Genomic DNA, 26,111 nt, shown 5'->3' with positions numbered 1-26,111 from the left:
AAAAGGCAACAGCCAGATGGCTGTTGCCTTTTTTCTGTTCCTGATGCGTGAGAAACTTTATCACGCCAGTGTTTCAATATCAAAGTCCTTGTCGTTATCGCACAGACAACGGCGAAACCCTGTTTCTACATGCCCGCGGACATCGCGGACGCCTCGTAGGATAAACACTTCACCGCATTTGCGACAACGAATATGGATTTTAACTCTGCCGCTGGGAACATCCAGTTCACTGCCTATCTCTTGGAGCGTCGTAGACTCCGAACGCATGTCGATAACCTCCTAAGAACACCACCAACGTTTCCAGTATGATCTCGTATGTGAAGTCATCATACCCATCCGCGCAATTCTACAGCCTCTGCCAAACGGCGAACCCCCACCATATAAGCAGCGAGTCGCATGTCGATTTTGCGTGCCTGGGCTGTATTATACACAGTTTCAAATGATCGCACCATCAATTCTTCAAGTCGAGTCATGACTTCTTCTTCCGTCCAATAATATCCTTGATTATTTTGTACCCATTCAAAATAGGATACAATCACACCGCCAGAATTACCCAGCACATCAGGAACAAGTAAGATATCTCGTTCCGTTAGAATGCGGGTGGCTTCCATCGTTGTTGGTCCATTCGCAGCTTCTACGATGATTTTTGCTTTAATATGGTTTGCATTTGCCAATGTGATTTGATTTTCAATTGCTGCGGGAACGAGAATATCACAATCTAGTTCTAAAAGTTCTTTGTTGGAAATCGTATTTTTAAATAATTTTGTTACAGTTCCAAACGAATCGCGACGCTCGAGCAGTGAATCAATGTCCAAGCCATTCTCATCGTACAGCGCACCGTAAGCATCAGAGATTGCAATCACTTTAGCCCCAGCATCGTGCATGAATTTAGCCAAATAGCTTCCTGCATTTCCGAATCCTTGAACAACCACTCGACTTCCTTTTAATGTTATTCCTTTCACGCGTGCTGCTTCGCGAATGCAGATCGCTACGCCGCGTGCTGTCGACGTGTCGCGTCCAAGCGATCCCCCAAGTGCAACAGGTTTTCCCGTAATAAAATTTGGCGAATCAAATTCTTTGATGCGACTATACTCGTCCATCATCCAAGCCATAACTTGTGAATTGGTCATCACATCAGGTGCAGGGATGTCTTTTGTAGGACCGACAATCTGGCTGATCGCACGAACATAGGCGCGTGCAAGCCGCTCTTGTTCACGGAACGACATTTCACGCGGATCACAAATGACCCCGCCTTTTCCTCCGCCATAGGGCAAATTGGCAATGCCGCACTTGACACTCATCCAAATGGATAAAGCTTTTACTTCATCTTCCGTGACATCAGGATGAAAACGGATTCCACCTTTTGCTGGGCCAATCGCATCACTGTGTTGTGCTCGATACCCTGTAAAAACTTTTGTCGTACCATCGTCCATACGCACAGGGATCCGAACAGTAAGTGTTCGCAAGGGCTCCTTTAGCAGTTCATACATCTCGGGTCCGTAACCAAGTTTTGTAAGAGCTTCTTTGATGACAGCTTGCGTGCTCGTTAATACGTTTAGATTCTCAGCTGCCGAGTCGTTTTGCGACATGCTTTCGCCACCTTTTAGAAATACGATAAACGAGTTCTTTTTTCCATGGACAGTATAACAGCAGGATGGAAAAATGGTCAAATCTACACCCTTCTCATTTACTGTGCATGTAACGAACGCTGATATGCCCGCTGCACAAGTCCAAAAAGAAACTCAGGAAATTCGATCCCCTTTGCTTTTGCAGCGTCTGGGACCAGACTTGTGGCAGTCATTCCTGGCAACGTGTTGACCTCAAGGGCAATAGGACCTTGCGCGCCGACAATAAAGTCAATGCGTGCATAATCCATGCACTGAATCGCGGTATATGCTTTTTTAGCCAGTAGCTCAATAAGTTCCATTTGCTCTTTGGGCAATCTCGCCGGAATAATGTGTTGACTGCCTCCTGTCTGATATTTGGAATGATAGTCATATAGTTCAGCTGTAGGGATGATTTCAATGATGCCAAGAACTTCTGGTGAGTTTGTGTCGCCAGTTAATGCAACCGTCACTTCTGTGCCTTTGATATACTGTTCAATTAAAACTTGTGCATCATAGCGCAGGGCTAAACGCAAACCGTGCTCGGCTTCAGAAATGTCATGTGCTAAAGTTAACCCAATCGTAGATCCCTCGCGATTGGGTTTAATGATAAGCGGCCACCCCAACTTCGTTCCAATCTCTTCAAAAAATGCCGAAGGAAGAGCTTGGCTGTCCGCTTGTTTTACTACTACGTGTTTTGCTACTGGAATACCTGCCTGTGCCAGAATATTTTTCGTCATAAATTTATCCATGGCTAGCGCACTTGCAAGTACGCCTGACCCTACATAAGGATAGCCAAGCAATTCTAGCGCGCCTTGTACAGTTCCATCTTCTCCAAAACGGCCATGCAGTCCGATCACAACAACGTCAGGCTGGAAAGATTGCAGCGTTTCGAAAAACTGCTCAGTAAGATCAATGCCCAATACTTCATGATTAAGTCCTTGTAGTGCTTGAATCATTTCTCGACCTGTCGCTAACGAAACTTCTCGCTCTGCAGATTTTCCACCGTACAACACGGCTATTTTCACAGGAATATGCCCCCTTCACTTTCGTTTTGCTCATGTAAGATGCGTTCAATCATTTTTTGGAGGAATACAATCGGCCAAAGATAGGAAAATAAAGGATTCCCTACAGCAAAAGAGGTTTCATGAGTATTTCCCGTTGTACCCCCGATCAGAACTTGCAAAGTAGGGACGCGCGAGCTGATTTCTCCTAAATCTGTTGCTCCTTTTTGAAAAGCCGTCTCTCTCACTCTTACGCCAGAATCCCATGTCCGTAATACACTTTGTGCGTAACGCTGCAATTTTTTACTATGGCGCAGCGGAGGGTAAAAAACAATGAGTTCAGCACGTGCCGCTAAGCAGATTGATGTAACGTGCACAAGATCTTGAATCATTGCATGCTCAGGATTTGGCTTATGAGGATCTATTTCAATCCAAATATCTATGTACCTTGCAAAACGACGAGTAGACACAGTGGAAATCAACTCACCAAAGCGCTTGATGTAACAATCGCGGATAGCTTCTGCGACACGATCTGTTGCTTTCACTGACTGCAGGCGAAAATTCGCATCACTAACGTGCGCCCGGATCCAAACTCCACCGTTTACACCGTCAATGAGGCGAATTTCAGGATTGGGGCAATTTTCATCTAAATGTGTACTAAGCACCATGGTTGCCCCATCAAAAATACCCTCTTGCAGCAATTTTGATTTCCCAGGTTGAAATGGTAAAGGAAAGTGTGGATCATAAGCTGGTCGCGCCTCTTCTGCAGGACAACCGACAATTTGCAATGCCAAATCACGTTCGAAATACCATTTGTTTTTAATGGTTATAGCGAGTCCTAACGCATGAACAGATTGGGCATGATGACCGCAAAAATGGCCAATCGGTCCGTTTTCACCTAGTTGAATCGCGTCGAGATCAGCGGTGATTACAATCCGTATCTTTGCCTGCTTTACATCGCCTAAGGAAATAATCGGCGCTAGTCCCTCTAATCCGAAACTTAAAGGCAAATCATGACGTTTTGCAAATTCACTCCAAATCTCTACGGTTTTCCATTCTTCGTAAGCAAGTTCAGGAGTTTGTTGTAGAGTGAGAGCTAAGTCGAGAAGCTCTGTCTGTAGTTTCTCGTCAATGAGATTGTAAGGTGATGCCACTCCATTGCAATCCCTTCTAGGCCATGAATGCTTCTATGCCTTGATGTGTCAGATAAAGTAACGAAGATCCAGTTAGCGAGAGCAACGCTCCCTCTCCCTGGATCTTTCTTAGGCAAAGTGACGACGAATTACTTCAAGCGCGTTTCCATCGGCGATACACTTCCCATACTCCTCAAGCACTGCAGAAGTCACAGGGGCTAATTCACCATGTTCTTGTAAGATCGCCCAAACTAAATCGTAGTGGCTTTCAGGAATTGTCTCGTCGTCAAATGACAAATGATATTTATCTTTGTAATAGAACAGCGAACAGTCCACGGGGAATAGATAACTAAGTGGACGGACAACTTGTACGACGTCTTCAAAATCCTGAAAAGCAAAGACGAATGACCCAAATGGATCGCGTTTTAATGTTTCTTCGTCTTGTTCACCTGATGCAGGGGGGAGGCTAGGCACTTGCGTCACGATCAGCACCACGCCTTCTGTCGGCATTGTGAAAGCTTCTACTGCAATCGGTCCAGCAATTTCAAATCCGACTTCTGCATAAGCCACTTCGAGCATATCCCAGAATAATTCTTGAACTTTCTTACCGTTTTGCCACATTTCATCACGGTCGATGCCCCGCGCCTCAAGGTCGTCGTAACTGATAAAGATACGCAACTTATTCCTTGCTATCTTTTCTACTCGCACGCACATCCCATCCCTTCGAAGCGAGCACATGCATCCGTCTGACAATAGAACCAGCGATAGCTGATGCAGCGTACTTCAATCTTTTCTGTAATCATACTCACATTCGCACCAAGATGCTAGTGGAAATTACACGGATTCTGGCATGATCTCACCTAAATTGGGCGTTTGTCCATTTCTCTTCACTTTACAAATTTAGGCGCTGTAGATTCTCTTTCTAAAATTTGATGCGGCAAAACTACCGTATATGTGCTTATGGGTTCATCACTCAAAAGTTTTGTTAAAAATCGCATGGCAACGGCCCCGTAGTCATACATAGACTGAGCAACCGTCGTAAGTGGTGGGCGGCTCATCTCTGTCAACTTCGTGTTATCAAAGCCAACAATCATGACATCCTCGGGAATTCGTAACTTTAGGTCTTGAGCAACATGTTCCGCTGCGATAGCGAGTTCGTCATTTGCTGCGACGATTGCTCGCACAGGAGAAGTCTGTAATGCGTCTTTAAGGAATTTTAATGCTCCAGAATACGTTTCACTGGGTACATCAATGAGTTGTGAAGTGATGGCGTTACGTTCAGTTGCTTGTAGAAATCCGGCACGCCGCTCATCAGTGAGTGATTTCAGTCCCGCTTTTGCACCGACAAAGGCAATTGATTTACACCCTTTGGCGGCTAAATAATCTACCACATCAATAGCAGCTTGTTTATTATTGATATTGACCGAGGGAATCCGCTTCTCAGGGTCATCTGTACGGCATAAGACAATAGGCAATTGCGCTTCTTCAAAAGTATCAATGTGTTCTTGTCGCAATTTGGGAGACATAAAAAGCAATCCGTCTACTTGTTTTTCCCACATCGTTCCGACCAAATCTCTTTCACGGTCCAATTGTCCATCGGAATTGCATAAGATGATGTGATAGTGATACATATTGGCGATGTCTTCAATGCCACGAACTAATTCTGCCATAAAGGCGGCCGAGACATCTGGGACAATCACGCCAATCGTTTTTGTGCGTTTGCTAGCGAGTCCACGCGCAACCGCATTTGGCCTGTAGGAAAGTTTAGCAATGGCATCGAGCACCCGTTTTTTCGTTTCTTCTTTGACGACAGCCGTATCATTCATGACCCGCGAAACGGTTGCCATGGAGACACCAGCTTCTCTAGCGACATCATAAATTGTCGCGCTCATTGTCTTATCCCCTTTCCGCGATCTGTGCTCACTGAGAGATGGCCAAGTTGCTGAAGGATTTCCCAATAAAAACATTTACGATCGCGTCCATTAAATATTATACAGACTTTGTGCCCCGCATTTTGCATAGAATCAACAGAGATGACCTTGCCGCGACCGAATATTTTGTGAAATAATACAGTCCCCGGTGTGGGGATCGCAAACTTTGATTGGTGATTCCAAAGATCCGTTTCGTCAGATGCTGATGAAGTAAAAGAAACCTTTTGAAGTAAGGGTTTTAAATAGGGCGTAACTTCTGTACGTTGCTGCAAAACCGTTTGTGCATAATGGAGCGAGAGTCGAAAACGCGAGCGCGTTAGAGCCACATAAAGTAATCTGCGTTCCTCATCTAAGATCTGCTGTCGATCATATTCATTGTGCGCTTCTACCATTGCTCTTTGATGCGGAATTGCGTGAGCGTGTAATCCAATGATAAACACATGGTCAAATTCTAGACCCTTCGCCGCGTGGAACGTCAATAGCTGGATCTGTGTGCTGTGCACTTGGCGCTGTTGTGATTGAGCAATTACTGTATCAATATCTGTCAACCACTGCGAGAGCGACTGATCATCTGAAGCTTGTTCATACAGTAAGTACAGTCGTTCAAGTGTACCATCGTTTCCACGATTCTTTCGCGCGCGCCACAAATAAGGATCGTAGACAGCACGAGCCACATCTATAGCTGTTTTTGCAGTTGAATGTCTCATTTTTTGCAAAAAACGGTCAAAATCAATCGATGTAGCAAGTTTCGGTTGCTTAAGTGAGTCTTGCCGCCATTTCCCATATTCTAGACGTGCTTCCATGTGGTCTTGTTCAGTAGCATCACTTGTGCATTGCGTCGCTCGGAGTACGCACAACAATCGTTGTACGTGATAATCTCTATAAAGATCCAATTGTGGGTCAAGCGGTTGTATGGCAATGCGATTCTTGCGCAATGCGTCAACAACACAGATCAATTGGCGATGCGTTCGTGCAAGTACAGCAATACTGTGTGTATTTATGCGCACTAGGTGCGCGATTTCGTGTGTGACCTGAAGGGCTTCTGCCCATTCTGTCTGATGGCAAGATAGCGAAGGCTGTATACCAGAACCAACCACCCCAGTAAAAGGCTTTTGTTTCCGTGTAGCTGCCTGTTCGATCACCTCAGTCGCTAGTTGAATGATCGGATCTGTTGAACGGAAATTGTGTTTTAATACAATCGTCTTAGTAGTAGGAAAAGAATGCTCAAACGCAGCCAATATATCTGGTTTTGCGCCGCGAAAACGGTAAATCGATTGATCATCATCCCCAACCACAGTAAGGGGAATTTTTTGTTTACATAATAATATTATTGACAACCATTGAATTTGACTAGTGTCTTGAAATTCATCAACCATGACGACTGATATCATATCTTGAAGTCTTTTACGAAAATCCAGATCATGCTCTATGGTTTGATAAAATTCGCTTAAAATGTCATCAAAATCAAAACGTCCGTGATCTCTCTTGAGCTGCTCGTACCGTTCCCACACTTTAAGTGTCTGTCGTGTATGCGTATCAATAAGATTGTCTCGGTTAAACTCTTGCATCAAGTTTTTTAGTTTTGAAACACTTTGCACATATTGATCTCTTGCCTCCTGATGAGTTGGCAGACGCAATTCGGTTAATACCGTGACAATGGCCGCTCTTTGCTCCTGTGCCGACCACAATTTTGGATTGATGTGTTTTTCGCGCATTAACCAGTGCAAAAAAAGCGAATGAAACGTTCCTGCAATCACATTTTTTAGTGGTGGTAAAAAACTGCCAAGTCGTGCTTGAAGTTCTTTTGCACTTTTACGCGTAAAAGTAAAAATGACAATCTGCTCAGGACGAATCTTTCTCACTAAATGCAGATAGGCTGCTCGCAGGGTTAACACGGTTGTTTTACCACTACCTGGGCCTGCATAAATGGTAAGTGCAGGTCCAGGTTCACGGATGGCTTCCCATTGTTCATTTGTTAAATGTAGAGAGCGGGAGTCGAGCAATGCCTTAAATTCGCTTTCTGTCATCGCATGTTGTCCAGAGTTTGCAAGAATAAGGATAATGCTTGAATGCGCTGTTCTGCTTTGCGTTTTGCGGGAAACAAGTCGGCGATTTGTGCAGCATTCGCTTCAAAAAAATAAGTTACCGCACGCTGTTCTAGACGAACCATCTGCGCCTCCCATAGACTCAGCAACATTTGGATGCGTTGTCGACGCTCTTTACGCATGACAGCAAATGGGTCGCGCAGTGAATGATCTGTTCCCCACTTTGTTTCTCGTGTCGGTTTCGCGCGGATATTTTCGTCTCCTTCGTGTTCGCGCACTGCCATCACGCATTACTCCTTTACAGAAGTTGTATGAATATGGGTGGAACGTCTCAAGTAGGTTTGACAAAAGCCCGCATATTTCCCGCTTACTCGATCACTGCTTGTTCAAACTGAGCAAGTCGATCTTGCCAATGCTTCACAAAATGTGCGAGTTCAGAAGCAAATTCACGCTCGATTTTTTGTTGTTGAATTAATTGAGCAATCCCTTCAATGTCTTCTGAGCGAAATAGTCGCATCACTTGTTCCGCTAACTGATCCTCATCAGGTCGTGTGGCTGCCACTTCTTTTGCGCATTCTTGGAGTAGTTCCATCGTGGACTGAATTCCATGTGAAAAAGTAATCTTAAGCAAAAAATTCTCCTCCTTAAACCTCGGGTGCCAAACGATCGCGGACGAGCTTTAATTTACTCCTACAAATTCCGCAAACATAACGTCGTAGATCTAACTTACGCCGCCTTGTATAATGCGTTTGACACTGCGTACAGACATATTCGTAACGAATCGGTAAATTCCTCTTTAATGAGGAAGGTTCTGCATAGCGAGCTCCACCGACCTTTGCCAATAAGCGCTTAAAGTCGGCATCCCTATGGCGATAACCTTTTCCAGCCAGATGTAGATGGTAGTGGCAGAGTTCGTGGCGAATGGTCCCAAGCAAACCTTCGTACCCGACCATGTTCATATAGCGCGGATTAAACTCCAAATCATGAGTACTTAGCAGATAGCGTCCACCTGAAGTACGCAATCGCGCATTAAAACGGCACTGATGTAAAAAGGGGAGACCAAATTCTGTTTGTGACACTGTTGCGACGAGCTCATGTAGCTCTGCCTCATTGGTTGGGAGTTTATAAGCTGAGCTGATTTCGATTGATCGCATGTTAGGCTCCTTGCGAAAAAGGTTCCCTTTCATGGTACAATCGATTGCAAAAGGGGGCAAGTCCTATTCGGATTTTTGCGATTGCAGATTTGCATTTAGCTTTTGGCGTTCATAAGCCAATGTCCGTCTTCGGAGGATTATGGGAAGATTATGAACGAAAGATGGCGGAGATTTGGCAAGCTCACATCCTACCTGAGGATGTCGTATTAATTGCTGGGGATATTTCTTGGGCTATGCGTGAATCAGAGGTAATCCCTGACATGGCTTATTTAGCTACGCTTCCAGGAAAAAAGGTGCTCTTAAAAGGGAATCACGATTACTGGTGGAGCACAAAAAAGAAGGTTCAGGAATTAGCAGGACCAGACGTCTATGTTCTGCAAGCGAACGCCGTTGAATTCCCCTCCTTTACGGTAGTAGGTACAAGAGGGTGGGATCTTCCGAATTCAGTAAATTATACAGGAGAAGACGAGAAAATCTTTCATCGCGAAGTCGAACGTTTGCGGTTATCCCTTGAAGCGGGGGCGAAAAGCAAAAAGCCACTGATTGCGATGATGCATTATCCACCTTTGAACGCCGATCATGAAGTGACGCCATTTACTACACTCTTTGAACACTATCAAGTCACTCATTGTGTCTATGGACATTTACACGGACATGCGCATCGATTGCGCATAGAAGGCGCTGTGCGAGGGGTCCAATATCATCTTGTTGCAGCAGATTTTCTCGCTTTTCGCCCGCTTGAACTGCTTTTTTAATCTCTGTGATTCAACGTTGTTGCATGAAATCAAACACTTCTTTGCGTTTTAGTGGATCAGTGAACAAAATCCCTCGAACGGCTGTCGTTAACGTTTTGGTCCCCGGTTTATTCACTCCGCGCATTGCCATGCACAGGTGCTCAGCTTCCACCATGACAGCGACACCAGCTGGATCTAAGCGATCGACGAGCGCATCTGCGATGGTAGCTGTAAGGCGTTCCTGTAATTGAGGCCTGCGCGCGGCTGTTTCTACAAGGCGTGCCAATTTTGACAATCCAGTGATGCGAGCCCCCTGAGGGATATACGCGACGTGTGCATGTCCAAAAAATGGAACAAGATGATGTTCACACATGCTATAAAAGGTAATATCTTTAACGAGAACCACTTCATTGTGATCCTCGTTAAAAATCGTCATGAGTTGCTCTCGTGGATCTTGATGTAATCCTGAAAATACTTCACTATACATGCGGGCAACTCGTGCAGGTGTCTCAAGTAATCCTTCACGATTTGGATCTTCTCCGATTGCCTCAAGAATCATTTTTACTGCTGTCTCAATTTTTTGTTGATCAAAGCCACTCATGTTATCACTCTCCATAGTGGCCAATATACCATTATTGCCAAGGGAAAGGGAAGTTCGCGACACGTGTGTTCACATGAATATCTTATTTGATCGCTTGGATCACAGCGAAATTCAACCATTTCGCATAAGATTGCATCACGGTCTGATTTTTGAGCATCATTTGATTCACTTCTTCCGAATAAGCTTCTTCAACATCTAAAAGAACATTCGAAATAGGATCCAGATCCTCATCAAATATTGGGGTATTTGGCACGGGACCAGAGCGTAAGATGCGCACAGAGCGAAATCCTGCATCGCGATAATGTTGCTTCCATTGTGTCATGGTGGGTACAATTCGCGCTCCGTATGTTTCTTCAAAAATCTTAAAAACTTCTTTCGGTAAGGGTGAACTTGCGCACATCTCTACATCAATGACTATGCCATCTGTTTTTAGTAAGCGGTAGTAATCTGTTAAGAGCGGGCGCAACTCATTGAATACCGTTACAGATTCTGCAACGATCCAGTGAAAGCTAGCATCGGAAAAAGGCATGGATTCGCCAGATAACTGAAGAAATTCGAGGGTCAGTTGTTGTGTGGCCGCACGTCGCCGCGCTTTTTGTATCATTTTTGCATTGCGGTCAACGCCGATGACAGTGCAATCAAACCGCTCTTTCAGAGCACAGGCGGTCCTTCCTGTGCCACAACCGACTTCAAGCACCGTGTGCTCTTTAGCAATCTGAATTTGATCCATCCATTCTTTCGTAATCGAAAAGCCACCTGGATGAGCGCTTGAAGCGCCGAGTACTGCGAGTGCGTCGTGATAGTCCATAAGCTTTCCCTCCGCATCTGTCAACGCTATTTTACGCGCGAAAGGACTTTCGTGTTCATGGCGTTCTCGCAGTTGTACAACATTTTGTTGCGAGGTATAGTGAAACAAGGAGGACGGAGGATGCAAAAGAGACAAAAAGGGCTGCCGCGTGATCGCCAGTATGATGCCTATTTAATCCATGTGGAGCACGAGCAGGACTTTTATTTTATTGTAGAAGGTGTTTGCGTAATTAGTGAAGATCATCACTATACAGTTTATTCGTTAGATTCAATGCATAATTTTTTGCGAGCAGCAGTTTTAAAATATCCTTTATCCGAATTACTTGGTGAGGGTGTGACATTTCGCGGGGCGCAAATAAAATTGGAAGACCTGTCGCTATTTCGCAGGTTTCATCACTTAGAGGAATGCTCATTGCGGGAATTGCTAACCGTTTTATACCAATCAGAGCCTCAACGACATTATTTTTTAGAGAGGTTTCTGTTCAACTAAACATTTTCCCATACAAAATAAAAAGTCAGCAAGCGATGTGTTCCTTTGCATCTTGTAGAACATCATCGCTTGCTGATTGATTTGGGACGTTCTTACTTATTCTGTCGCAATATCTTGTTCTGTCTGTTCAAGTCCCGGCTGTACCATCACAAAATGTTCTCGTGGATTACTAAGTAAAGAATGTAATCGTTCAGCTTCACGCTGTTGTCCTGATCGAACAAGTTCTTTTTGATAAATGCTAATCAGTTCTTGGACGTCTTGCACACCCGTGTTATTCAGCGGGCTTAAAGTGACTTTTGCCCCCTTTGCGAGACGTCGTTTTAAGGCCTCGATAGTCAGACCCATCGCTGGATCAACGCGCAGGTACACGACACCCCCTGTCATGCCAGAACAAATCCACGGGCCTGGATCTCCGAGGACCAAGGCGCGTCCTCCAGTCATGTATTCAAAGGCAAATCCTTTAATGTTTGCACGTAATGCCAATCCGCCACGGGAATCATCAAGAGGCGAAGTGACTTCTCCTCCGATAATCAGATCGGCACCTGATAAGCGAATTCCAGCACGCGAATCAGCATCTCCTTGTACGATGAACAAACCGTGTTGAGCACCATAAGCGAGTCCTTTTCCAACAGATCCGTCAAGTCGTTGACCGTTGCGGTTGACCCCTTTTAAAATTACGATTTTTCCACCCATTGCTCCTTTTCCAACACCATCTTGAGCGCCGCCTTCTACTCGCAGATGGACACCTCGTGCATTGTAAGCGCCAAATCCATTGCCAGCTATGGAACCGCTCAAAAGTTTCACAGATGCTCTTTCTAGTCCTTTTTTACGATCGCGAATTTCTCTGCGAACGACTGAACCTGACAACATGCCACCAATCACGCGCTCAGGAGACTGTACATGAGTTGCGCCAAATTGCAGAGCTTCATTGCCAACCGCCATTGCAGAAACCGCTTCTTTGCCAAGTTGTGCAGTTAACGAATGAACGCCAACTGTACTTGCACGTGGACTCTTCCAAGCAAACGAATATTGGATCGATTGATGAGATACGATGAGATCATCCAAACGAACACGTTCCAATTCGCGGGTTTGTTCCAATAACTCTGAACGACCGACAAGATCTTGCAATGAAGTTGCGCCTAATTGTGCAACGAGAGCTTGTGTTTCTTTTCCGATTTGTGCAAAGAAGTGAGTCAGTTGAGCAACGGCTGTATCAATGTCACGTGGCACAAACGCCTTAAGCCCATGTTCTGTCGCCTGTTCAACCGTTTCAATTTGTGTAGCAATCCCCACATGGCAAGTATCTTTGTGGCAGGCCCGGCAACTTGTACACCCGATTGCAATCATAGCCATCGTTCCGAATCCAACGCGGTTTGCACCTAGGAGAACCATTTTTACGACGTCAACGCCATTTTTCATGCCGCCGTCGCACCATAGTTCCACCATATCCCGTAAACCAGCTTCAAGAAGTGCTTCATGAGCTAATTTGACACCAATTTCAATCGGTAAGCCAACATGTTTTAATGCATGAGCTCTTGCAGCACCTGTACCTCCATCAAATCCGCTCAGCGTAATGATATCTGCTCCAGCTTTTGCGATGCCGACAGCAATCGTTCCAATCCCCGCAACAACTGGTACTTTAACAGAAATTTTAGCTCGTGGATTAACGACTTTAAGTTCGTCAATCATCTGTGCAAGGTCTTCAATCGAATAAATATCATGATTATTAGACGGTGAAATGAGATCTGTACCTTGTCGTGCATTCCGGGCATTAGCGACTTTTTGCGAAACTTTTGACCCCGGCAAGTGTCCTCCCTCTCCCGGTTTTGCACCCTGTCCAATCTTAATCTCTAATAGATCAGCAGAGTTGCAGAGTTCCGCATTGACCCCAAAGCGGCCAGAAGCAATTTGATGTCCCCGATTTTTCGCATATTTCCCCAGCATGTCTTTGATTTCTCCGCCTTCGCCATTCATTGAAATCATGTCCAATTGTGTGGCGGCAATGGCATATGCACGAAATGCAACCTCGCTTTGTGAGCCAAAAGACATAGAACTGATCACAAACGGAAGCGCATGTTCACCAATTGCTAAGCTGACTTGTTCTGGGGTGATTGCATGGGGATGTTTTTTTATATCTAACAGATGACGTAGCGAAATAGGTTGCTTCTTCTCTAATTCTTGAAGTTTGTTGCTGTATTCTTCATATGGGATGTTCCCTGCTGCCGCATCACCAGCTGATTTCCAAATTCGAGGCCATAGTTGGTACGGGCGAGCAATTGCGCTTTTTCCAGCATGTAAAGCAACTGCACGTTCACGCGCATTGGCAAGAAGAGAGTCAAAGTCACTATAATGAGCGTTTTCATCAAAAAATGACTTGATCTCTAGAATATTTGCCACTTCTGCAGATAACCCAATGGCACTGAATAAACGATCATATCCACGCACTTCATGAATGCCAAGAGTAGATAAAACTTTTTCCAAGCCTTTTGTGAGGGCCTGGTACGCGTTCTCGATCCCTTTCCACGCATCGATATCATATGCGCTTGCGAAATAGAGGTACGGGCAAACAGCATCTGCACCTAGTCCGATCATTACGACGAGATCATGAAGATTGCGTACGGCACCCGACCGCAAGATCAAGCTGCTGCGACGCCGAGCGTTTTCTCCTTGTTGAGACTGATAATCGCGCAATGTGGTATGTGCCACACTAATTGCCAGTGCAGGATCAATCCAAGTATTGTCATCTGTAAAAGACAAACGATCGTCTAGGATGATTAAATTCGCTTGTCCATCGGCAGCAGCAATGACTTCTGCGCGCAATCGTTGCAGTGCAGTTTCAAGCGTCTCATCTGCTTCGACACGTGGATAAATTTCTACAACATCCTCGTATTTGACAGAAAAATAACGCAGGACATCTTCATAAAGTTGCGTGCCTAATTTATGTGCTAATGACCGATACAGATCGGCTTCTTCTAATTGATGTCCACCAAGCAAGATTGGACTTTGTAGCTCCATCCGCAAAGTTTTTGTCTGTTGCTGTGTGACGTTGGGACGCTTTCCTAATACGACCCGGGTAGAAAAATGCTCGATTTCTCGTTCGCGGTCAATCGCTGGATTTGTTACAACAGCCACCATCTCTTTTAGATAGTCCGCAATATTTTGCGGGCGATCTGAGAGGATAGCGAGTGGACCATCAAACCCTAGTGAGCGGATAGGCTCCTGCCCAGTTGTCGCGTGGTGTTCTAAGATGCGAACATCATCGACATCCCAGCCGAAAGCTCCCATGAGTGCTTCGCGGCTCTTCTCTTCGATCCGATGGGGCGTGAGATGGACTTCACCAAAGATGGGTGGACCGCCAAAGGCAATGCCATGACGATAACCATCGAAATGAAAGCGCTCGCTCATTCTCTCATATGTGGCTTGTTGAGCTTCATGATAGGAATATGCTACAGTCGGCGCTGCATCAGGCAACTCTACATAGACTTTTTCACCAGGGCTCAGTGGTTTGGGATCGTGAATCATCTCAATGAATGGCACGACACCTTGTTCCGAACTAAAGATAATGCTCGTCTTCGTTTCGACCATCCAAAGTGGGCGCAAGCCAAGTGCATCGACAGAAAACACAGCTTCTCCAGCAGCTCGAGCAATAATCGCCGCTGGCCCCTGGGCAAATGGCCCAAAAATAGAGCGCATAAACATATAGAGATCCTGTAAGTGCGGTGGCATATGTTTAATCTCATGAATAATCGGCGGAAATACAAGTTCTAGTGCCTCAAGCAGTGTAAACCCATAACGATGCTGTAATCCTTCAATCACTCGGTTTAAATCCTGGGAATCGGATCCTCCAGGGGTTGTAGGAATATTCAACATACGCGATTCTTCGCGCAAACGGTAAATGGTATTTAACTCGCCATTATGGCCAAGCAATGAAAACGGTTGTACGCGTTCAGAAGACGTCGTCGTATTCGTCGAATAGCGATTGTGACCAAGGGTTATGCGACTTTTTAGTCCAGTGTGAGCAAAGTCTGCAAAATATTTTTGTAATGTCATACTATCCCCGCGCACTTTGTACACCACGGACGAATTCGAAAGCGAAGCGACGTGGGCGATGCCCTTCGCTTCAATTGACAGTTCTAATTCAAAACAGGCATGTGCCACCTCTCGTAACGTAGATACTGTTTCTGACCACAGCGCAACCTGAATAAAATGGATCCCTTCGGCTGCGCCTGCAGGTCCGAGTACATGTGGATTTACAGCATCTACAATGACGGCAAGTACTGAAAATCCAGCAGCACTTGCGAGTGAACGCAAAGAATTCTCAAATTGTGTAGGCGCTTCTCCGATCTGTCGTGACAAAATAAAATGTCCTACAACAAACCGAGGATCATAAGCGAATTCTGGATCTAAATTCCTGCTACTCAAATGGTCAGCCCATATGGCTCTCGGCAGATCAATCAAAATTCCGCATCCATCGCCTTCATTTTCAACAAATCCTGCACGGTGTCGCATTTGATGAAGCGCATTTAATACGAGATTTACATTCTCTCTAGAGGCGTATGGCGCTTTTTCTACCCATGCAACAATTCCACACGCGTCGTGTTCTTCTCTCTCTAAAAATGCCATCGACTCCACTCCTCTCTCACAAGCCGCTCTCTCAATTGAAATAAAGACGGAGAGGCCCAATAAAGCAGGGAACCTCTCCGCCGAGTCTTTTATCCTCACGGTGTGCCGCGTTCGCGCATGGCCTGCACCGCTTGGTCCTGTCTTCACCTGATAAAAAGGCAAGCCGGATCCCTAGGTGCACTTCCTCTGTAGTTCAGAGTATACCTGCGAATGCATAATAATGCAATGATTTTGTGTTCATATTCGTCGTAACACAAAGAAGTTGTAGAGAGAGCAAGACCGCATGTGAGGGATTTTTATAGACCTCCTTCATGATACGCATTTCCCATCATAGCTTTTAACGCGTCACGTACTACGTCAATCGCTATTGCAAAGCCAATACCTTGTGAACTTTGACTCACCGCAGTATTGATTCCAATGACTTCACCACGCATATTAATGAGTGGTCCCCCTGAATTCCCACGATTGATCGCGGCGTCTGTTTGCAAAAGATGTGGATAGGAGCGATCACCGATTTGCATGGGGCGTTCTTTGGCACTCACAATCCCCACAGTCACAGAGTGGTCTAGGCCAAGTGGATTGCCGACAGCGAGTACCCACTCTCCTACTTTTACGTCCTTTGAGTGGCCTAGTCGGAGCACAGAAATATTTTTGGGTAATGTGACTTTTAATACAGCGAGATCATGTTCGTAATTCGTCCCGACAACGCGTGCTGCGATCGGTTTTTGTTTCCCTAGCATCTGAACCATCACTTTTGTCGCTCCATGGATGACGTGCTCATTCGTTAAAATATACCCTCGCGGGTCAAATACAAACCCTGTCCCAATGTTTAACGCTTGAGGTTCTTGACTTGGAAGTGTATCCCAGGGAAATCCATAGGGCAATAAAGTGGATTTTGTTCGCGGAGATTCTTGCGTAACTTCAATTCCGACAATTGCACTTTTATAGCGCTCTACAATCGTGACAAAATCGAGAATTCTCCCGCGACGACTGGGCTTGATCGCGCTTTGCTTCCGCTTTGCAGTTGGTTTTCTTACACTTGGCTTTTTCTGCAAGTCGGCCCACCTCGCTCTATACGGCATATGACACCATATTCGTGATGCCAGCCGCAGGTTAGAGGCAAATGACCCACTTTGTTTGGATCAATGGGCAAAAAAGAAGCCGTCTCAAACGAGACGAGCTGTTCGTGATTATTTAGAAGACTCTTTGCCGGTCGACACAACAGGCGAGTGTTCTTCTATTTGTTCGCGATATCCGGATGTACCAGGCAATGGCGGCGCCGAAAGAAATTGCATTCCACGTTCTAGTTTGCGATATAATCCCATCGGATCACGTCCACCAATCAACGCGCCGTTTCGTAGTGCAAATGGAACGTCTGTGCACATTGCGCACATATCAAGACAATCTTTCACTTCTATTTCGAGATCTGGGTAATTTGCTCGCAATGCGTCATAAACAGACTGCGAGTATAATTCTAGATTTTTTTTGCAAAAGGTTAAACTGATGGATGAAGGCATGCGGAACATCTCCCTTATCTGCTTCATCGCTCATTGTAGCACAGGTGCTTTCGGCTTTGCTATAGCTCGTCTTTAAAGTGAAAGGGGCGGTTGATAACGCACGCCATAGTTCCCTTTACGAGTTCGATAAATCTGTACCAGCGGCTGCTGTTGCCCTCGCAAAATTTGGTCATCGCGCACGCACATCGCAACATAATTGGCAACAGAGCGCGAATCGTACAACCGCGCTTCATAAATCCAGGTCATGCATACCCACCTCCATTTTCATGGTTGTCCGGTAATGCAAAGTGTACCCGAATCGTCGTCAAGACATGTAAACATTGCGATTTTCACCGACTGAAACTTATCTAGCAGTGACTTCAAGGAACATCCCCGCATGCTTTTTGATATTGACACATCCTTGCTCAAACAATAAGTATTGACCCCGTATCCCGAGGAGTTTGCCTTCAACAGATTGTTTTTCAAGGGAAATCGAACGCGCCTTAGGCATCGTTTCAGGTATAACAGGATAAAGAAAATCATAAATGGGCGTGTCTGCCAATAAATATTCTGACCACAGGGCTGGAAGACGTTCTTTTACTTGTGCAGCAACTTCTTTCAGATCGATATCTGAAGTGATGCCTTGTACCATTTTGCGCCAATCTGTTTTGTCGGGAAGTTCTTTTGCGACTTCCATCTCAAATTCACCCGCTGCTTTTCGGGTAGGAAGCTCCGCTAAAAGCATCGCGCGAACAGCTCCTTGATCAATCCAACGAGTCCATTGTCGATGCTTGCGTGTTAAGCCGACTTTTACTTGACTGCTCACAGCGAGATATACGTAGTGTGGAATCATGCAATGGGTAGTAGCAAATTCCTCATCTCGACATGTGCCATTTGCAAAATGGCATTCATGGGGCTTAACGATACATAAGTCCGTCTCAGCAAGTGTAGTCACACATGGATAACAATATCCGTTTTGGTATAATTTATTTACTTTACGCCCACAGGCAATACATCTCTTTTCGCCAAGAAACTCAATGTGCATTTCCTTGCCAATCCATTGGTTTAATGCAACCTCTTCATCGCCTAAATTCCATTGATACTGAATCGGACGATCGACAAGATGGGTTAGCCCATTAGTAAATCCTCTCACATTTCTCAACCCCTCATAACCATTGACCTTGTACTATGTATTCGATGCAAGAATGGGCCTCTTTCCGGTCATCCTACAGTTATGTCGATGAAGGAGGCTTCGTCTATATGTTACTACTTGCTGCGATTGTACCTGCATGGCTTTTTCTTGCCATAATCTATGCGGTAGATCGCAAACGCGAAAAACCGCAATTCGTTTTTTTATTGTACTTCATTGGCATGTTGATCGTACTTCCGGCGGCGCTTGCAGAAAAGTATCTACTCGATCTTTATAGTCAAACGTCTGAGCCGCAAACAGGTTTTTTAGCAACACTTGTCACCGCATTCTTTATCGCGGGAGCTGTTGAGGAATCATTAAAAGCAATTGCATTTAAGCAATTGGTATATCCTCGTCCCTTTTTTGATGAGCCTTATGATGGGGTCGTCTATGCAGTAGCGATTGGCCTAGGGTTTGCAACTGTCGAAAATGTTCTCTACGTGTTGAGCTCAGGTTTATCAACTGCATTTGTAAGGGCGTTTACTGCTGTCCCTGCGCACGCTTTATTTGGCGTTGTCATGGGCGCATACTTTAGTCGCAGTAAATTTCAGGGGAGTCCTATGTGGCCTGCATTCGTGGTACCCGCCTTGCTACATGGGATCTACGACAGTTTTGCCTTAGCGCAAAGTTACTTTGCCAATCTCTTGCTCGTTGTGTACTTGATGTGGCTTGTTCGCTTTGCCTACACACGCGCTTATCCGCTACTTCACACGAAATTAAACTATCGCATATCGTGACCACTTTGTCCAAAATGAAAGGGGTTATCCGGAATATTGTCAAATGTGAACAAAATTCCATCTGACGTTTTAAAAATAGAAATATCAGCTTCTTCGTTCATCATGAGCAAATGAAACAAATTCATATCTGTCTTGAAATAAGGGCTAAGGTGTTCATCGTGAAATCGTAGACTAAGGACACGGAAACGTTCTTTTGTAGGTACGCGATAACCTGGCAAACTTGGCCCCTCAAGTAACATATCTGAGATTGTTGGCTGCGCCTCCCCTTTTGTGCGCATAAATTCATAGACGGCTCTCGCTGCTCGCGCCTTGCGGCTGTGGTCGGTCACTAAAGCGTAATGCATAACGCGCCTCCTCTGGACAACAAGGAATGCCCCCTGTGGTAAACCAACCGGATTAGGGGGCATTCACTTGCTTTGAAACATAAGTAAGCTTAACTCTAGTATAACGTAAAATTGCGTAGTGTGGGAGTTGAAATTTGTGAGTACAGAAACAAGTTATGCCACTTGTTTAAAATTTGAATCCTGTGCCTACATGTTTGTTAGTTGCTGAACAGCTTCAGCAAGCACGCGAACGCCAAAACCTGTTGCCCCTGCGGGTCGATACCCTGATGTGGATTCGGCTTCCATAGGCCCTGCCATATCAATATGCGCCCATTTCGCTTCTGGTTTTACAAAGTGTTGGAGGAATAACGCGGCTGTAATTGCCCCTCCTTTTCCCTTTCCAATGTTTGAAAGGTCAGCATAGTTACTTCTCAATTGCTCGTTATACTCTTCAACCAATGGCATGCGCCACAGTTCGTCGCCTGTGTTTGCCCCTGCTTCTTGGAGTGTTGCCACGAGTGGATCAGTTCCAAATACGGCAGCATATTTTGTCCCTAGTGCTGCTGCTGCTGCACCTGTTAGCGTTGCGATATCCACGGTAAACACTGCGTTCCGATTCATCGCTCGAATGAGTGCATCCGCTAATACGAGTCGCCCTTCTGCATCGGTATTGGCAACTTGAACAGAAACACCATTTGGATATTGGATCAATTCTCCAGGTAACATGGAGCCCGCATCGGGAATATTTTCAGCTGCTGCAATGAAACCGATCACGTTGCAATCGACTTTCGCGGCGACAAGTGCATCGATTGCGCCAATGACCGCTGCAGCACCCGCCATATCTAAACGCATATCGCTAATATCGCGACCGCTTTTTAAACTGATACCGCCAGTGTCAAATGTGATACCTTTTCCCACAAGTGCAATAAGGGGTTTCGTAGGGTCACTCACATAGTGAATTTCTAGAAAACGCGGTTTGTTGACACTCCCTTTGCCTACTGTCAATACACCGACCATTTGTTCTTCAATGAGTTGATCCCCCGCGTAAACCTTTACCTCTGCGTCAGTATGTTCAAAATGAGAGACAACAAATTCTGCCAGCGTGCTTGGCCGTAATAGATTTGGTGGTTCATTAGCTAGATCGCGGGCAAGTATTGTCGCATTCGCATAAACTTCTCCCTTTTTAATGCTTTGCGTAACATTTTCCGATGTGAGAAGAATGAGTTCTTGCAGCGTTTGTGTTTTTTTCTTCGCCTTATAACGATCAAATTCATATGTACCAAGAAGTGCTCCCTCTGTAATTGCATTTGCCTCTTCTTGTGGGGAAAAAAGATTGGGGAGAAAAATCTCAGCCTGCGTCCACTGCTCTTTATTTGCCTCACGTGCTGCTTGTCCAGCTGCATTTCGCAAAGTTTCAAGTGTGACTTTTTCTTTTTTCCCTATACCAACTAGAATAAGGTTATCGCGTGTCGTCACGGTACCAAGACTCTGGTGTCGATCTGTGAAAGACTGTCCAGCCAATTCATTTGTATCCGTTGTGAGAAAGCCAATTTGTCCAGAGACTGCTGAACTTTGTGCAGTGCGTGTAAAGATCTTCATTGAATCACTCCTTACGATCATTGTGATTTTATTATACTCCTTTTTGTCCCCAGATTTCCTGTGTTTGCTGTTTGAAACACTTCGCGAAGATGAGAATTCATGCTATACTGTACTTCTCAAAAGGAATTGAATGGAAGGTGCCTCCTGTGCGTAATGCGCGTACACTCATTGAGCGGATCGTATTGTCAAAAGTCGTAGAAGGTGAGTTGCGAACTCTTGATCTTGATATGCATCAAAGTGACCAGGGGTATGAAATTTACGTTTTTGATGCAGAAGAAGATTTTGAAGCGCCCCCTCTATATTGTGAAACTTTCGAAGATGCAAAGAGAATGTTTGCTCAATATATGGATCTCATTGTTCATGAGCCCGTTTTGCCAACTGAATCCGTGTATGATTTTGCACAAAGGATCTACCGTAAGTTGTCAACTAAAGCAAGCTAACTTCCATGCGCTGTAAAATACTGTGCAAGGACTTGATCCGCATTGTGACGAATGCGAACAAGAGGGACTCCATTTTGTATGGCGATACGAGGCAATTGCGAGACAGGATGCATGTGCAAGCTCGTCCCGATGATTAAAAGAGCATCGCAGGTACTCACCCATTGAATTGCTTTGGCTAGTTGTTTCACATACTCCCCTTCAAACACGATATCAGGCCACAGAAGTTCACCACATGCAGGACACTCTGTATGAGAAAGGGTATGAGTGTCAACGGATAAGAGGGAACGGCACCCATGACAACGCAATCGCGTCAGCGAACCATGTAATTCAATCACTTCCGAAGATCCTGCACGCTGGTGAAGTCCATCCACGTTTTGTGTGATAATTCGCACCCCATGTTCAGCTAATAAGTAGTGTGCAGCGTTTGGTTGAGCGCGTAACCAAGTTGCGATCAAATCTCGGTAAGCATTTTGATACTCTTGAATGTGGTGATGAGCTTGTTGAAGTTGAAAAAGTTCAGTCAGCGTACGTCCGTGCCAAGTGGCTTCAATCGTTGGCAAACCGCTTGGTGCACTGATGCCTGCACCTGTAATGGCAAGCAGTCTATGTGCGTGTAAAATTGCTTTTGATACTCCCTTTGTGTTGTGTTCAAAATTGTTCTGGTGATACATTTTTTACACTCCCTCTTGACGGATTGACCCTTCATGTAGTATTCTCTGAAAAATTCCATATCACTAAAGCAGTGATGGAAACGAGTCTGCGGGAAGTGCAAAGAGAACTGACGGTTGGTGCGAGTCAGGGACGGAACGTATGACCATAGCATTCCGGAGTGAAAGGTGAAGGTGTGTTCTTCCTTAGATCACATGAGTAGCTTTTTACGGTGACCTCGTTATCGGTTGCGGTTTCTCGAAAGAGGACCGACTGAGCTGATCAACCGTGAGGTGATCAGAATTTAGGGTGGTACCGCAAGTGTTTTGACCGCTTGCCCCTTTACACAGAGGGGGCAAGCGGTTTTGTATTATATTATAAAAAATGGGAGTGGAGAGTATGTTTTCAGAGAAGACAATTTTGCGGATTCCCGGTCCTACCCCGGTTCCACCAGAAGTGACAAGAGCGATGACACATCCGATGATCGGACATCGCAGCGGTGATTTTTCAGCACTTTTAGCAGAAGTTGAAGCGAACCTGCGCGAAGTATTTCACACTTCAGGGGATATCGCTGTCATTGCAGGGACAGGAACGGCAGGATTAGAAGCTTCTGTTTTTAGCATGGTTCGGCAAGGGGATGCTGTTCTTGCCATTTCTACAGGAAATTTTGGAGATCGCTTTACTGAGATTGCACGACGGACAAACGCTACTCTCTACACCTTAAATTACGAATGGGGTCAACCAGCCAAAGAACAAGACGTTGTTCAGATGCTTAAGGAACATCCAGAGATCGAAGTGGTTTTAATGAGCCACTGTGAAACTTCTACTGGCGTACTCAATGACGTTCAAGCCATTGCGAAGATCACTCGTGCACACGGAGCTTATTTGATTGTCGATGCAGTCAGTTCTTTTATTGGTTCTCCCCTATTGATGGATGAATGGCTTGTGGATGTCGTGGTTACAGGGTCGCAAAAAGCACTTGCTTTGCCTCCTGGATTAGCTCTTGTTGCATTATCTAAGCGTGCGTTAGAACGCGTGAAAAATGGTCCGCCAGCACGCTCCTTTTATTTCGATTTAGCTCGTTATCACAAGGATCTGGGAGCTGATACGACCCCTTGGACACCACCTGTTAGCCTTATTTATGGCCTTCGCGCGTCACTCGCGATGATTAAGCAGGAAGGTTTGGAGCAAGCTCAAGCCCGACATCGCTTGCTGCGTGATATGACAAGAGCTGGTGTTCGTGCATTAGGGCTAAAACTGATGGTGGAAGATGAGAAATACGCCAGCCATACGGTAACAACTGTTCTTGTATCAGATGCGGATGCCGTACGCAAAGTGATGAAGAACGATCTTCATATTGCTGTGGCTGGTGGACAAAAGCAATTATCCGGTAAAATCATCCGAATCGGTCATATGGGCTATGTTGATGCGAGCGATATACTTCAGTGTTTAGCAGCACTTGAAATAGCGTTAGTGCAAACAGGACATGAGATAAAGCTTGGCGCTGGTGTCAGCGCAGCTGCGGAGGTGTATCTACATGCTGAAAATCCTCGTTACTGATCCAATCTCTGAACAAGGTTTGCAGGAATTATATTCCTCAGGGGAATTTGAAATCATTGAAAAGATTGGTATTTCTCCAGCTGATTTACTTCAAACGATTGGTGATTTTGATGCACTTCTCGTACGCAGTCAGACCAAAGTGACAAAAGAGGTCATCGACGCAGGAAAAAGATTGCGTGTCATAGGTCGCGCCGGAGTCGGTGTGGATAATATTGATGTTCGTGCCGCGACAAAAGCAGGGATTCTTGTAATTAATGCGCCAGACGGGAATACGATCACAACAGCGGAATTCACATTTTCTATGATGCTGGCATTAGCTCGCCATATTCCTCAGGCTCATGCTAGCTTGCATGAAGGAAAATGGGAGCGGACGCGTTTTACCGGTGTTGAGTTGCGAGGCAAAACACTTGGAATTGTCGGGTTTGGGCGTATTGGTACAGAAGTTGCAAAACGCGCACAGGCTTTTGGGATGCAGGTGATTGCCTATGACCCATTTCTAACATCAGCGCGTGCTGAGAAAATGGGTGTGCAAGTGGCAACGCTAGAAGAGACGATTCAGGTTGCTGATTTTATCACAGTCCATACCCCACTTACAAAAGAAACGCGTCATTTAATTAGTGATCGAGAATTTTCTGTAATGAAGCGCGGGGTAAAAATTTTGAACTGTGCAAGAGGCGGCATTATAGATGAAGCTGCATTATTACGTGCATTGGAAGAAGGGATAGTGGCAGGAGCAGCACTCGATGTGTATGAGGAAGAACCTGCGATTGCCAATCCGTTGCTATCTTACGCTCAAGTCATTGCAACGCCACATCTTGGGGCTTCAACCGTGGAAGCCCAGGTGAATGTAGCCGTAGATGTTGCTGGAGGTCTTGTAAAAATCTTACGAGGTGAAAGTTATCCTCATACTGTAAATTTGCCTGCGTTAACACCGGAAACAAGAAAGAAAGTAGAGCCATTTGTGCAACTCGGTGAAATTCTTGGAAGCATGGCTGCGCAAACGATTCGCGGAGGCGTACAGCAAGTACAGATACGATATGAAGGTGAACCAGCACAACAGCCTGCGGATGCAATGACGAGATCGATCTTAAAGGGAGTTTTGTCTCATTTTTATCGTGAGGAAGTTCATCTCATTAGTGCAACGCTGATTGCAGAAGAAATGGGAGTAGAAGTGATTGAGACAAAACAGCCCCGCCATGGAACTTATGCCAATCTCATTGAAGTCCGTTTGAGTGGAGATCAAGGTACAGTAGCAGTTGCAGGTACTGTTGTCCCAGGACATGGCATGCGTATCGTCCAAATTGATCAATATTCAGTAGATATTGCGCCTAGTGAAGCGATGGTACTCACATGGCACCGCGATCAGCCGGGAGTGATTGGTCATGTCGGAGGCATTCTTGGAGAAGCGGGTGTAAATATTGCTTCGATGCAAGTAGGCAGACAAGAAGCTGGAGGTCAAGCCATTATGATGCTTGGAGTCGATCGAGAAGTTGATGAAGCTCATTTAAAGAAAATACGCGATACGATAGGAATGGATCGTGTGTTGTATGTAGAATTGCCGACTTCTTAAGGTGATGCCTTTCTTTTTGTCTGCTTCCTCGGTATGATATCCATCAGGAAAGTTTTTAACGCGTACTGAGGGTGAAAGAAATGGTGATCGGTTTTGGCTTTGGCAGCCCACTTGTAAGTATCCTCATGCTTTTACTTACAAGTGGGATCAGCTATTTTGTTTTTCGGGCGCTTCGCCATTCAAATACAAAAGACTTTTCACGTCAAGAACTTCTTAATTATTATCTTGAACAGCGCAGACGTGCACGTGAATTTTCAGCACAATTTGATCTATCTGATGAAGAGATTGAGCGTAAGATTGACGAGGAATTGCGAAAATAAAAAAACTTGGTCCTCTCATTGAGAACACGATGACTTGATAGCAGTAGACACCCAGCAAAAGGCACACGCTCTGTTACTTTGCGTGTGTTTTTTTTTTTTTTTT

27 protein-coding genes are annotated in these 26,111 nt (G+C 45.3%); 7 read left to right on the top strand and 20 right to left on the bottom strand.

What is annotated here, in order from left to right; genetic code table 11:
• Nucleotides 1–60: 60 nt before the first annotated feature.
• From BM613_RS00130 to BM613_RS00085, 10 genes are all read right to left on the bottom strand, one after another.
• Nucleotides 61–267 carry a hypothetical protein gene (locus BM613_RS00130; protein ID WP_109429139.1) on the bottom strand — a complete coding sequence of 69 codons (207 nt, stop codon included), beginning with the start codon at nucleotides 265–267 and terminating at the stop codon, nucleotides 61–63.
• 59 nt (nucleotides 268–326) lie between these two features.
• Complete coding sequence (locus tag BM613_RS00125; protein WP_109429138.1) at nucleotides 327–1,589, bottom strand: Glu/Leu/Phe/Val family dehydrogenase; 1,263 nt, start codon at nucleotides 1,587–1,589, stop codon at nucleotides 327–329.
• 98 nt (nucleotides 1,590–1,687) lie between these two features.
• Nucleotides 1,688–2,632 (bottom strand): D-alanine--D-alanine ligase family protein, encoded by a 945-nt coding sequence (locus tag BM613_RS00120; protein ID WP_109429137.1) that lies wholly within the window; start codon nucleotides 2,630–2,632, stop codon nucleotides 1,688–1,690.
• Entirely contained in the window at nucleotides 2,629–3,762 is a 1,134-nt protein-coding gene (locus tag BM613_RS00115; protein ID WP_109429136.1) for a zinc-binding metallopeptidase family protein, read from the bottom strand. Before BM613_RS00115 ends, BM613_RS00120 begins: the two co-directional genes overlap by 4 nt.
• Nucleotides 3,763–3,870: 108 nt before the next feature.
• Entirely contained in the window at nucleotides 3,871–4,449 is a 579-nt protein-coding gene (locus BM613_RS00110) for an adaptor protein MecA (RefSeq protein ID WP_109429135.1), read from the bottom strand.
• A gap of 179 nt (nucleotides 4,450–4,628) precedes the next feature.
• Complete coding sequence (locus BM613_RS00105) at nucleotides 4,629–5,633, bottom strand: substrate-binding domain-containing protein (RefSeq protein ID WP_109429134.1); 1,005 nt, start codon at nucleotides 5,631–5,633, stop codon at nucleotides 4,629–4,631.
• Nucleotides 5,630–7,699: an ATP-dependent helicase gene (locus BM613_RS00100; protein ID WP_109429133.1), complete on the bottom strand. Its 2,070-nt coding sequence runs from the start codon at nucleotides 7,697–7,699 to the stop codon at nucleotides 5,630–5,632. The genes BM613_RS00105 and BM613_RS00100 overlap by 4 nt, the downstream gene beginning before the upstream one ends.
• Nucleotides 7,696–8,001: a hypothetical protein gene (locus BM613_RS00095; RefSeq protein WP_109429132.1), complete on the bottom strand. Its 306-nt coding sequence runs from the start codon at nucleotides 7,999–8,001 to the stop codon at nucleotides 7,696–7,698. Before BM613_RS00095 ends, BM613_RS00100 begins: the two co-directional genes overlap by 4 nt.
• Nucleotides 8,002–8,084: 83 nt before the next feature.
• Nucleotides 8,085–8,348 carry a hypothetical protein gene (locus BM613_RS00090; protein WP_109429131.1) on the bottom strand — a complete coding sequence of 88 codons (264 nt, stop codon included), beginning with the start codon at nucleotides 8,346–8,348 and terminating at the stop codon, nucleotides 8,085–8,087.
• Nucleotides 8,349–8,361: 13 nt separating this feature from the next.
• Complete coding sequence (locus BM613_RS00085) at nucleotides 8,362–8,871, bottom strand: SprT family protein (RefSeq protein WP_109429130.1); 510 nt, start codon at nucleotides 8,869–8,871, stop codon at nucleotides 8,362–8,364.
• 44 nt (nucleotides 8,872–8,915) lie between these two features.
• On the opposite strand from BM613_RS00085, the gene BM613_RS00080 reads away from it, so the two are divergent.
• Complete coding sequence (locus BM613_RS00080) at nucleotides 8,916–9,626, top strand: metallophosphoesterase (RefSeq protein WP_109429129.1); 711 nt, start codon at nucleotides 8,916–8,918, stop codon at nucleotides 9,624–9,626.
• A gap of 10 nt (nucleotides 9,627–9,636) precedes the next feature.
• On the opposite strand, the gene folE is transcribed toward BM613_RS00080, so the two are convergent.
• Together folE and BM613_RS00070 are read right to left on the bottom strand one after the other, a co-directional pair.
• The gene (folE, locus tag BM613_RS00075; protein WP_109429128.1) at nucleotides 9,637–10,206 is read right to left on the bottom strand and encodes a GTP cyclohydrolase I FolE; all 570 of its coding nucleotides are present in this window, start codon (nucleotides 10,204–10,206) and stop codon (nucleotides 9,637–9,639) included.
• An 82-nt stretch (nucleotides 10,207–10,288) separates the two neighbouring features.
• A complete protein-coding gene (locus BM613_RS00070; RefSeq protein ID WP_146192734.1) occupies nucleotides 10,289–11,014 on the bottom strand; it encodes a class I SAM-dependent methyltransferase in 726 nt (241 codons plus the stop codon).
• A 120-nt stretch (nucleotides 11,015–11,134) separates the two neighbouring features.
• On the opposite strand from BM613_RS00070, the gene BM613_RS00065 reads away from it, so the two are divergent.
• Nucleotides 11,135–11,503 (top strand): hypothetical protein, encoded by a 369-nt coding sequence (locus tag BM613_RS00065; protein ID WP_109429126.1) that lies wholly within the window; start codon nucleotides 11,135–11,137, stop codon nucleotides 11,501–11,503.
• A gap of 96 nt (nucleotides 11,504–11,599) precedes the next feature.
• Here the strand turns inward: BM613_RS00065 and BM613_RS00060 are convergent, their stop codons facing one another.
• From BM613_RS00060 to BM613_RS00045, 5 genes are all read right to left on the bottom strand, one after another.
• Nucleotides 11,600–16,126, bottom strand: coding sequence for a glutamate synthase-related protein (locus BM613_RS00060; protein ID WP_109429125.1), 4,527 nt, complete (start codon nucleotides 16,124–16,126; stop codon nucleotides 11,600–11,602).
• Between the two features lie 296 nt (nucleotides 16,127–16,422).
• Nucleotides 16,423–17,181 (bottom strand): S1C family serine protease, encoded by a 759-nt coding sequence (locus tag BM613_RS00055; RefSeq protein WP_245926175.1) that lies wholly within the window; start codon nucleotides 17,179–17,181, stop codon nucleotides 16,423–16,425.
• Nucleotides 17,182–17,316: 135 nt separating this feature from the next.
• Nucleotides 17,317–17,643 carry a YuzB family protein gene (locus BM613_RS00050; RefSeq protein ID WP_109429123.1) on the bottom strand — a complete coding sequence of 109 codons (327 nt, stop codon included), beginning with the start codon at nucleotides 17,641–17,643 and terminating at the stop codon, nucleotides 17,317–17,319.
• A gap of 72 nt (nucleotides 17,644–17,715) precedes the next feature.
• Complete coding sequence (locus tag BM613_RS14935; RefSeq protein WP_181362786.1) at nucleotides 17,716–17,889, bottom strand: hypothetical protein; 174 nt, start codon at nucleotides 17,887–17,889, stop codon at nucleotides 17,716–17,718.
• Nucleotides 17,890–17,986: 97 nt separating this feature from the next.
• Nucleotides 17,987–18,775, bottom strand: coding sequence for a DUF2797 domain-containing protein (locus BM613_RS00045; protein ID WP_245926174.1), 789 nt, complete (start codon nucleotides 18,773–18,775; stop codon nucleotides 17,987–17,989).
• A gap of 107 nt (nucleotides 18,776–18,882) precedes the next feature.
• Here BM613_RS00045 and BM613_RS00040 point away from each other — a divergent pair, with 107 nt between their 5' ends.
• The gene (locus BM613_RS00040; RefSeq protein ID WP_181362785.1) at nucleotides 18,883–19,548 is read left to right on the top strand and encodes a PrsW family glutamic-type intramembrane protease; all 666 of its coding nucleotides are present in this window, start codon (nucleotides 18,883–18,885) and stop codon (nucleotides 19,546–19,548) included.
• On the opposite strand, the gene BM613_RS00035 is transcribed toward BM613_RS00040, so the two are convergent.
• A complete protein-coding gene (locus BM613_RS00035) occupies nucleotides 19,533–19,892 on the bottom strand; it encodes a hypothetical protein (protein ID WP_109429121.1) in 360 nt (119 codons plus the stop codon). The genes BM613_RS00040 and BM613_RS00035 overlap by 16 nt on opposite strands.
• Before the next feature lie 186 nt (nucleotides 19,893–20,078).
• Entirely contained in the window at nucleotides 20,079–21,470 is a 1,392-nt protein-coding gene (locus BM613_RS00030; protein ID WP_181362784.1) for a leucyl aminopeptidase family protein, read from the bottom strand.
• Between the two features lie 89 nt (nucleotides 21,471–21,559).
• Here BM613_RS00030 and BM613_RS00025 point away from each other — a divergent pair, with 89 nt between their 5' ends.
• Nucleotides 21,560–21,910: a hypothetical protein gene (locus tag BM613_RS00025; RefSeq protein WP_181362783.1), complete on the top strand. Its 351-nt coding sequence runs from the start codon at nucleotides 21,560–21,562 to the stop codon at nucleotides 21,908–21,910.
• Here the strand turns inward: BM613_RS00025 and BM613_RS00020 are convergent.
• Entirely contained in the window at nucleotides 21,907–22,581 is a 675-nt protein-coding gene (locus tag BM613_RS00020) for an SIR2 family NAD-dependent protein deacylase (RefSeq protein ID WP_109429118.1), read from the bottom strand. The genes BM613_RS00025 and BM613_RS00020 overlap by 4 nt on opposite strands.
• A 376-nt stretch (nucleotides 22,582–22,957) precedes the next feature.
• On the opposite strand from BM613_RS00020, the gene BM613_RS00015 reads away from it, so the two are divergent.
• The 3 genes from BM613_RS00015 to BM613_RS00005 all read left to right on the top strand — a co-directional run bounded on the left by BM613_RS00015 (nucleotide 22,958) and on the right by BM613_RS00005 (nucleotide 26,008).
• Entirely contained in the window at nucleotides 22,958–24,118 is a 1,161-nt protein-coding gene (locus BM613_RS00015) for a pyridoxal-phosphate-dependent aminotransferase family protein (protein WP_109429172.1), read from the top strand.
• Complete coding sequence (serA, locus tag BM613_RS00010) at nucleotides 24,096–25,688, top strand: phosphoglycerate dehydrogenase (protein WP_109429117.1); 1,593 nt, start codon at nucleotides 24,096–24,098, stop codon at nucleotides 25,686–25,688. The genes BM613_RS00015 and serA overlap by 23 nt, the downstream gene beginning before the upstream one ends.
• A gap of 71 nt (nucleotides 25,689–25,759) precedes the next feature.
• Entirely contained in the window at nucleotides 25,760–26,008 is a 249-nt protein-coding gene (locus BM613_RS00005) for a hypothetical protein (protein ID WP_109429116.1), read from the top strand.
• Nucleotides 26,009–26,111: the final 103 nt, after the last annotated feature.

The organism is Sulfoacidibacillus thermotolerans, from assembly GCF_003144315.1.
In the GTDB taxonomy this organism is placed as follows: domain Bacteria; phylum Bacillota; class Bacilli; order Alicyclobacillales; family SLC66; genus Sulfoacidibacillus; species Sulfoacidibacillus thermotolerans.
Note: the sequence above shows the minus strand (reverse complement) of the source record. Positions and strands in the feature narration are given on the sequence as shown.

Excerpts from the sequence above, each read along its gene's own strand:
- BM613_RS14935 (WP_181362786.1), bottom strand. The coding sequence starts at position 17,889 with ATGACCTGGATTTATGAAGCGCGGTTGTACGATTCGCGCTCTGTTGCC.
- BM613_RS00030 (WP_181362784.1), bottom strand. The coding sequence starts at position 21,470 with ATGAAGATCTTTACACGCACTGCACAAAGTTCAGCAGTCTCTGGACAA.
- BM613_RS00050 (WP_109429123.1), bottom strand. The coding sequence starts at position 17,643 with ATGCCTTCATCCATCAGTTTAACCTTTTGCAAAAAAAATCTAGAATTA.
- BM613_RS00095 (WP_109429132.1), bottom strand. The coding sequence starts at position 8,001 with ATGGCAGTGCGCGAACACGAAGGAGACGAAAATATCCGCGCGAAACCG.
- BM613_RS00040 (WP_181362785.1), top strand. The coding sequence starts at position 18,883 with ATGTTACTACTTGCTGCGATTGTACCTGCATGGCTTTTTCTTGCCATA.
- BM613_RS00015 (WP_109429172.1), top strand. The coding sequence starts at position 22,958 with ATGTTTTCAGAGAAGACAATTTTGCGGATTCCCGGTCCTACCCCGGTT.
- BM613_RS00065 (WP_109429126.1), top strand. The coding sequence starts at position 11,135 with ATGCAAAAGAGACAAAAAGGGCTGCCGCGTGATCGCCAGTATGATGCC.
- BM613_RS00085 (WP_109429130.1), bottom strand. The coding sequence starts at position 8,871 with ATGCGATCAATCGAAATCAGCTCAGCTTATAAACTCCCAACCAATGAG.
- BM613_RS00025 (WP_181362783.1), top strand. The coding sequence starts at position 21,560 with ATGAGAATTCATGCTATACTGTACTTCTCAAAAGGAATTGAATGGAAG.
- serA (WP_109429117.1), top strand. The coding sequence starts at position 24,096 with ATGCTGAAAATCCTCGTTACTGATCCAATCTCTGAACAAGGTTTGCAG.
- BM613_RS00060 (WP_109429125.1), bottom strand. The coding sequence starts at position 16,126 with ATGGCATTTTTAGAGAGAGAAGAACACGACGCGTGTGGAATTGTTGCA.
- BM613_RS00100 (WP_109429133.1), bottom strand. The coding sequence starts at position 7,699 with ATGACAGAAAGCGAATTTAAGGCATTGCTCGACTCCCGCTCTCTACAT.
- BM613_RS00035 (WP_109429121.1), bottom strand. The coding sequence starts at position 19,892 with ATGCATTACGCTTTAGTGACCGACCACAGCCGCAAGGCGCGAGCAGCG.
- BM613_RS00125 (WP_109429138.1), bottom strand. The coding sequence starts at position 1,589 with ATGTCGCAAAACGACTCGGCAGCTGAGAATCTAAACGTATTAACGAGC.
- BM613_RS00105 (WP_109429134.1), bottom strand. The coding sequence starts at position 5,633 with ATGAGCGCGACAATTTATGATGTCGCTAGAGAAGCTGGTGTCTCCATG.
- BM613_RS00070 (WP_146192734.1), bottom strand. The coding sequence starts at position 11,014 with ATGGACTATCACGACGCACTCGCAGTACTCGGCGCTTCAAGCGCTCAT.
- folE (WP_109429128.1), bottom strand. The coding sequence starts at position 10,206 with ATGAGTGGCTTTGATCAACAAAAAATTGAGACAGCAGTAAAAATGATT.
- BM613_RS00130 (WP_109429139.1), bottom strand. The coding sequence starts at position 267 with ATGCGTTCGGAGTCTACGACGCTCCAAGAGATAGGCAGTGAACTGGAT.
- BM613_RS00020 (WP_109429118.1), bottom strand. The coding sequence starts at position 22,581 with ATGTATCACCAGAACAATTTTGAACACAACACAAAGGGAGTATCAAAA.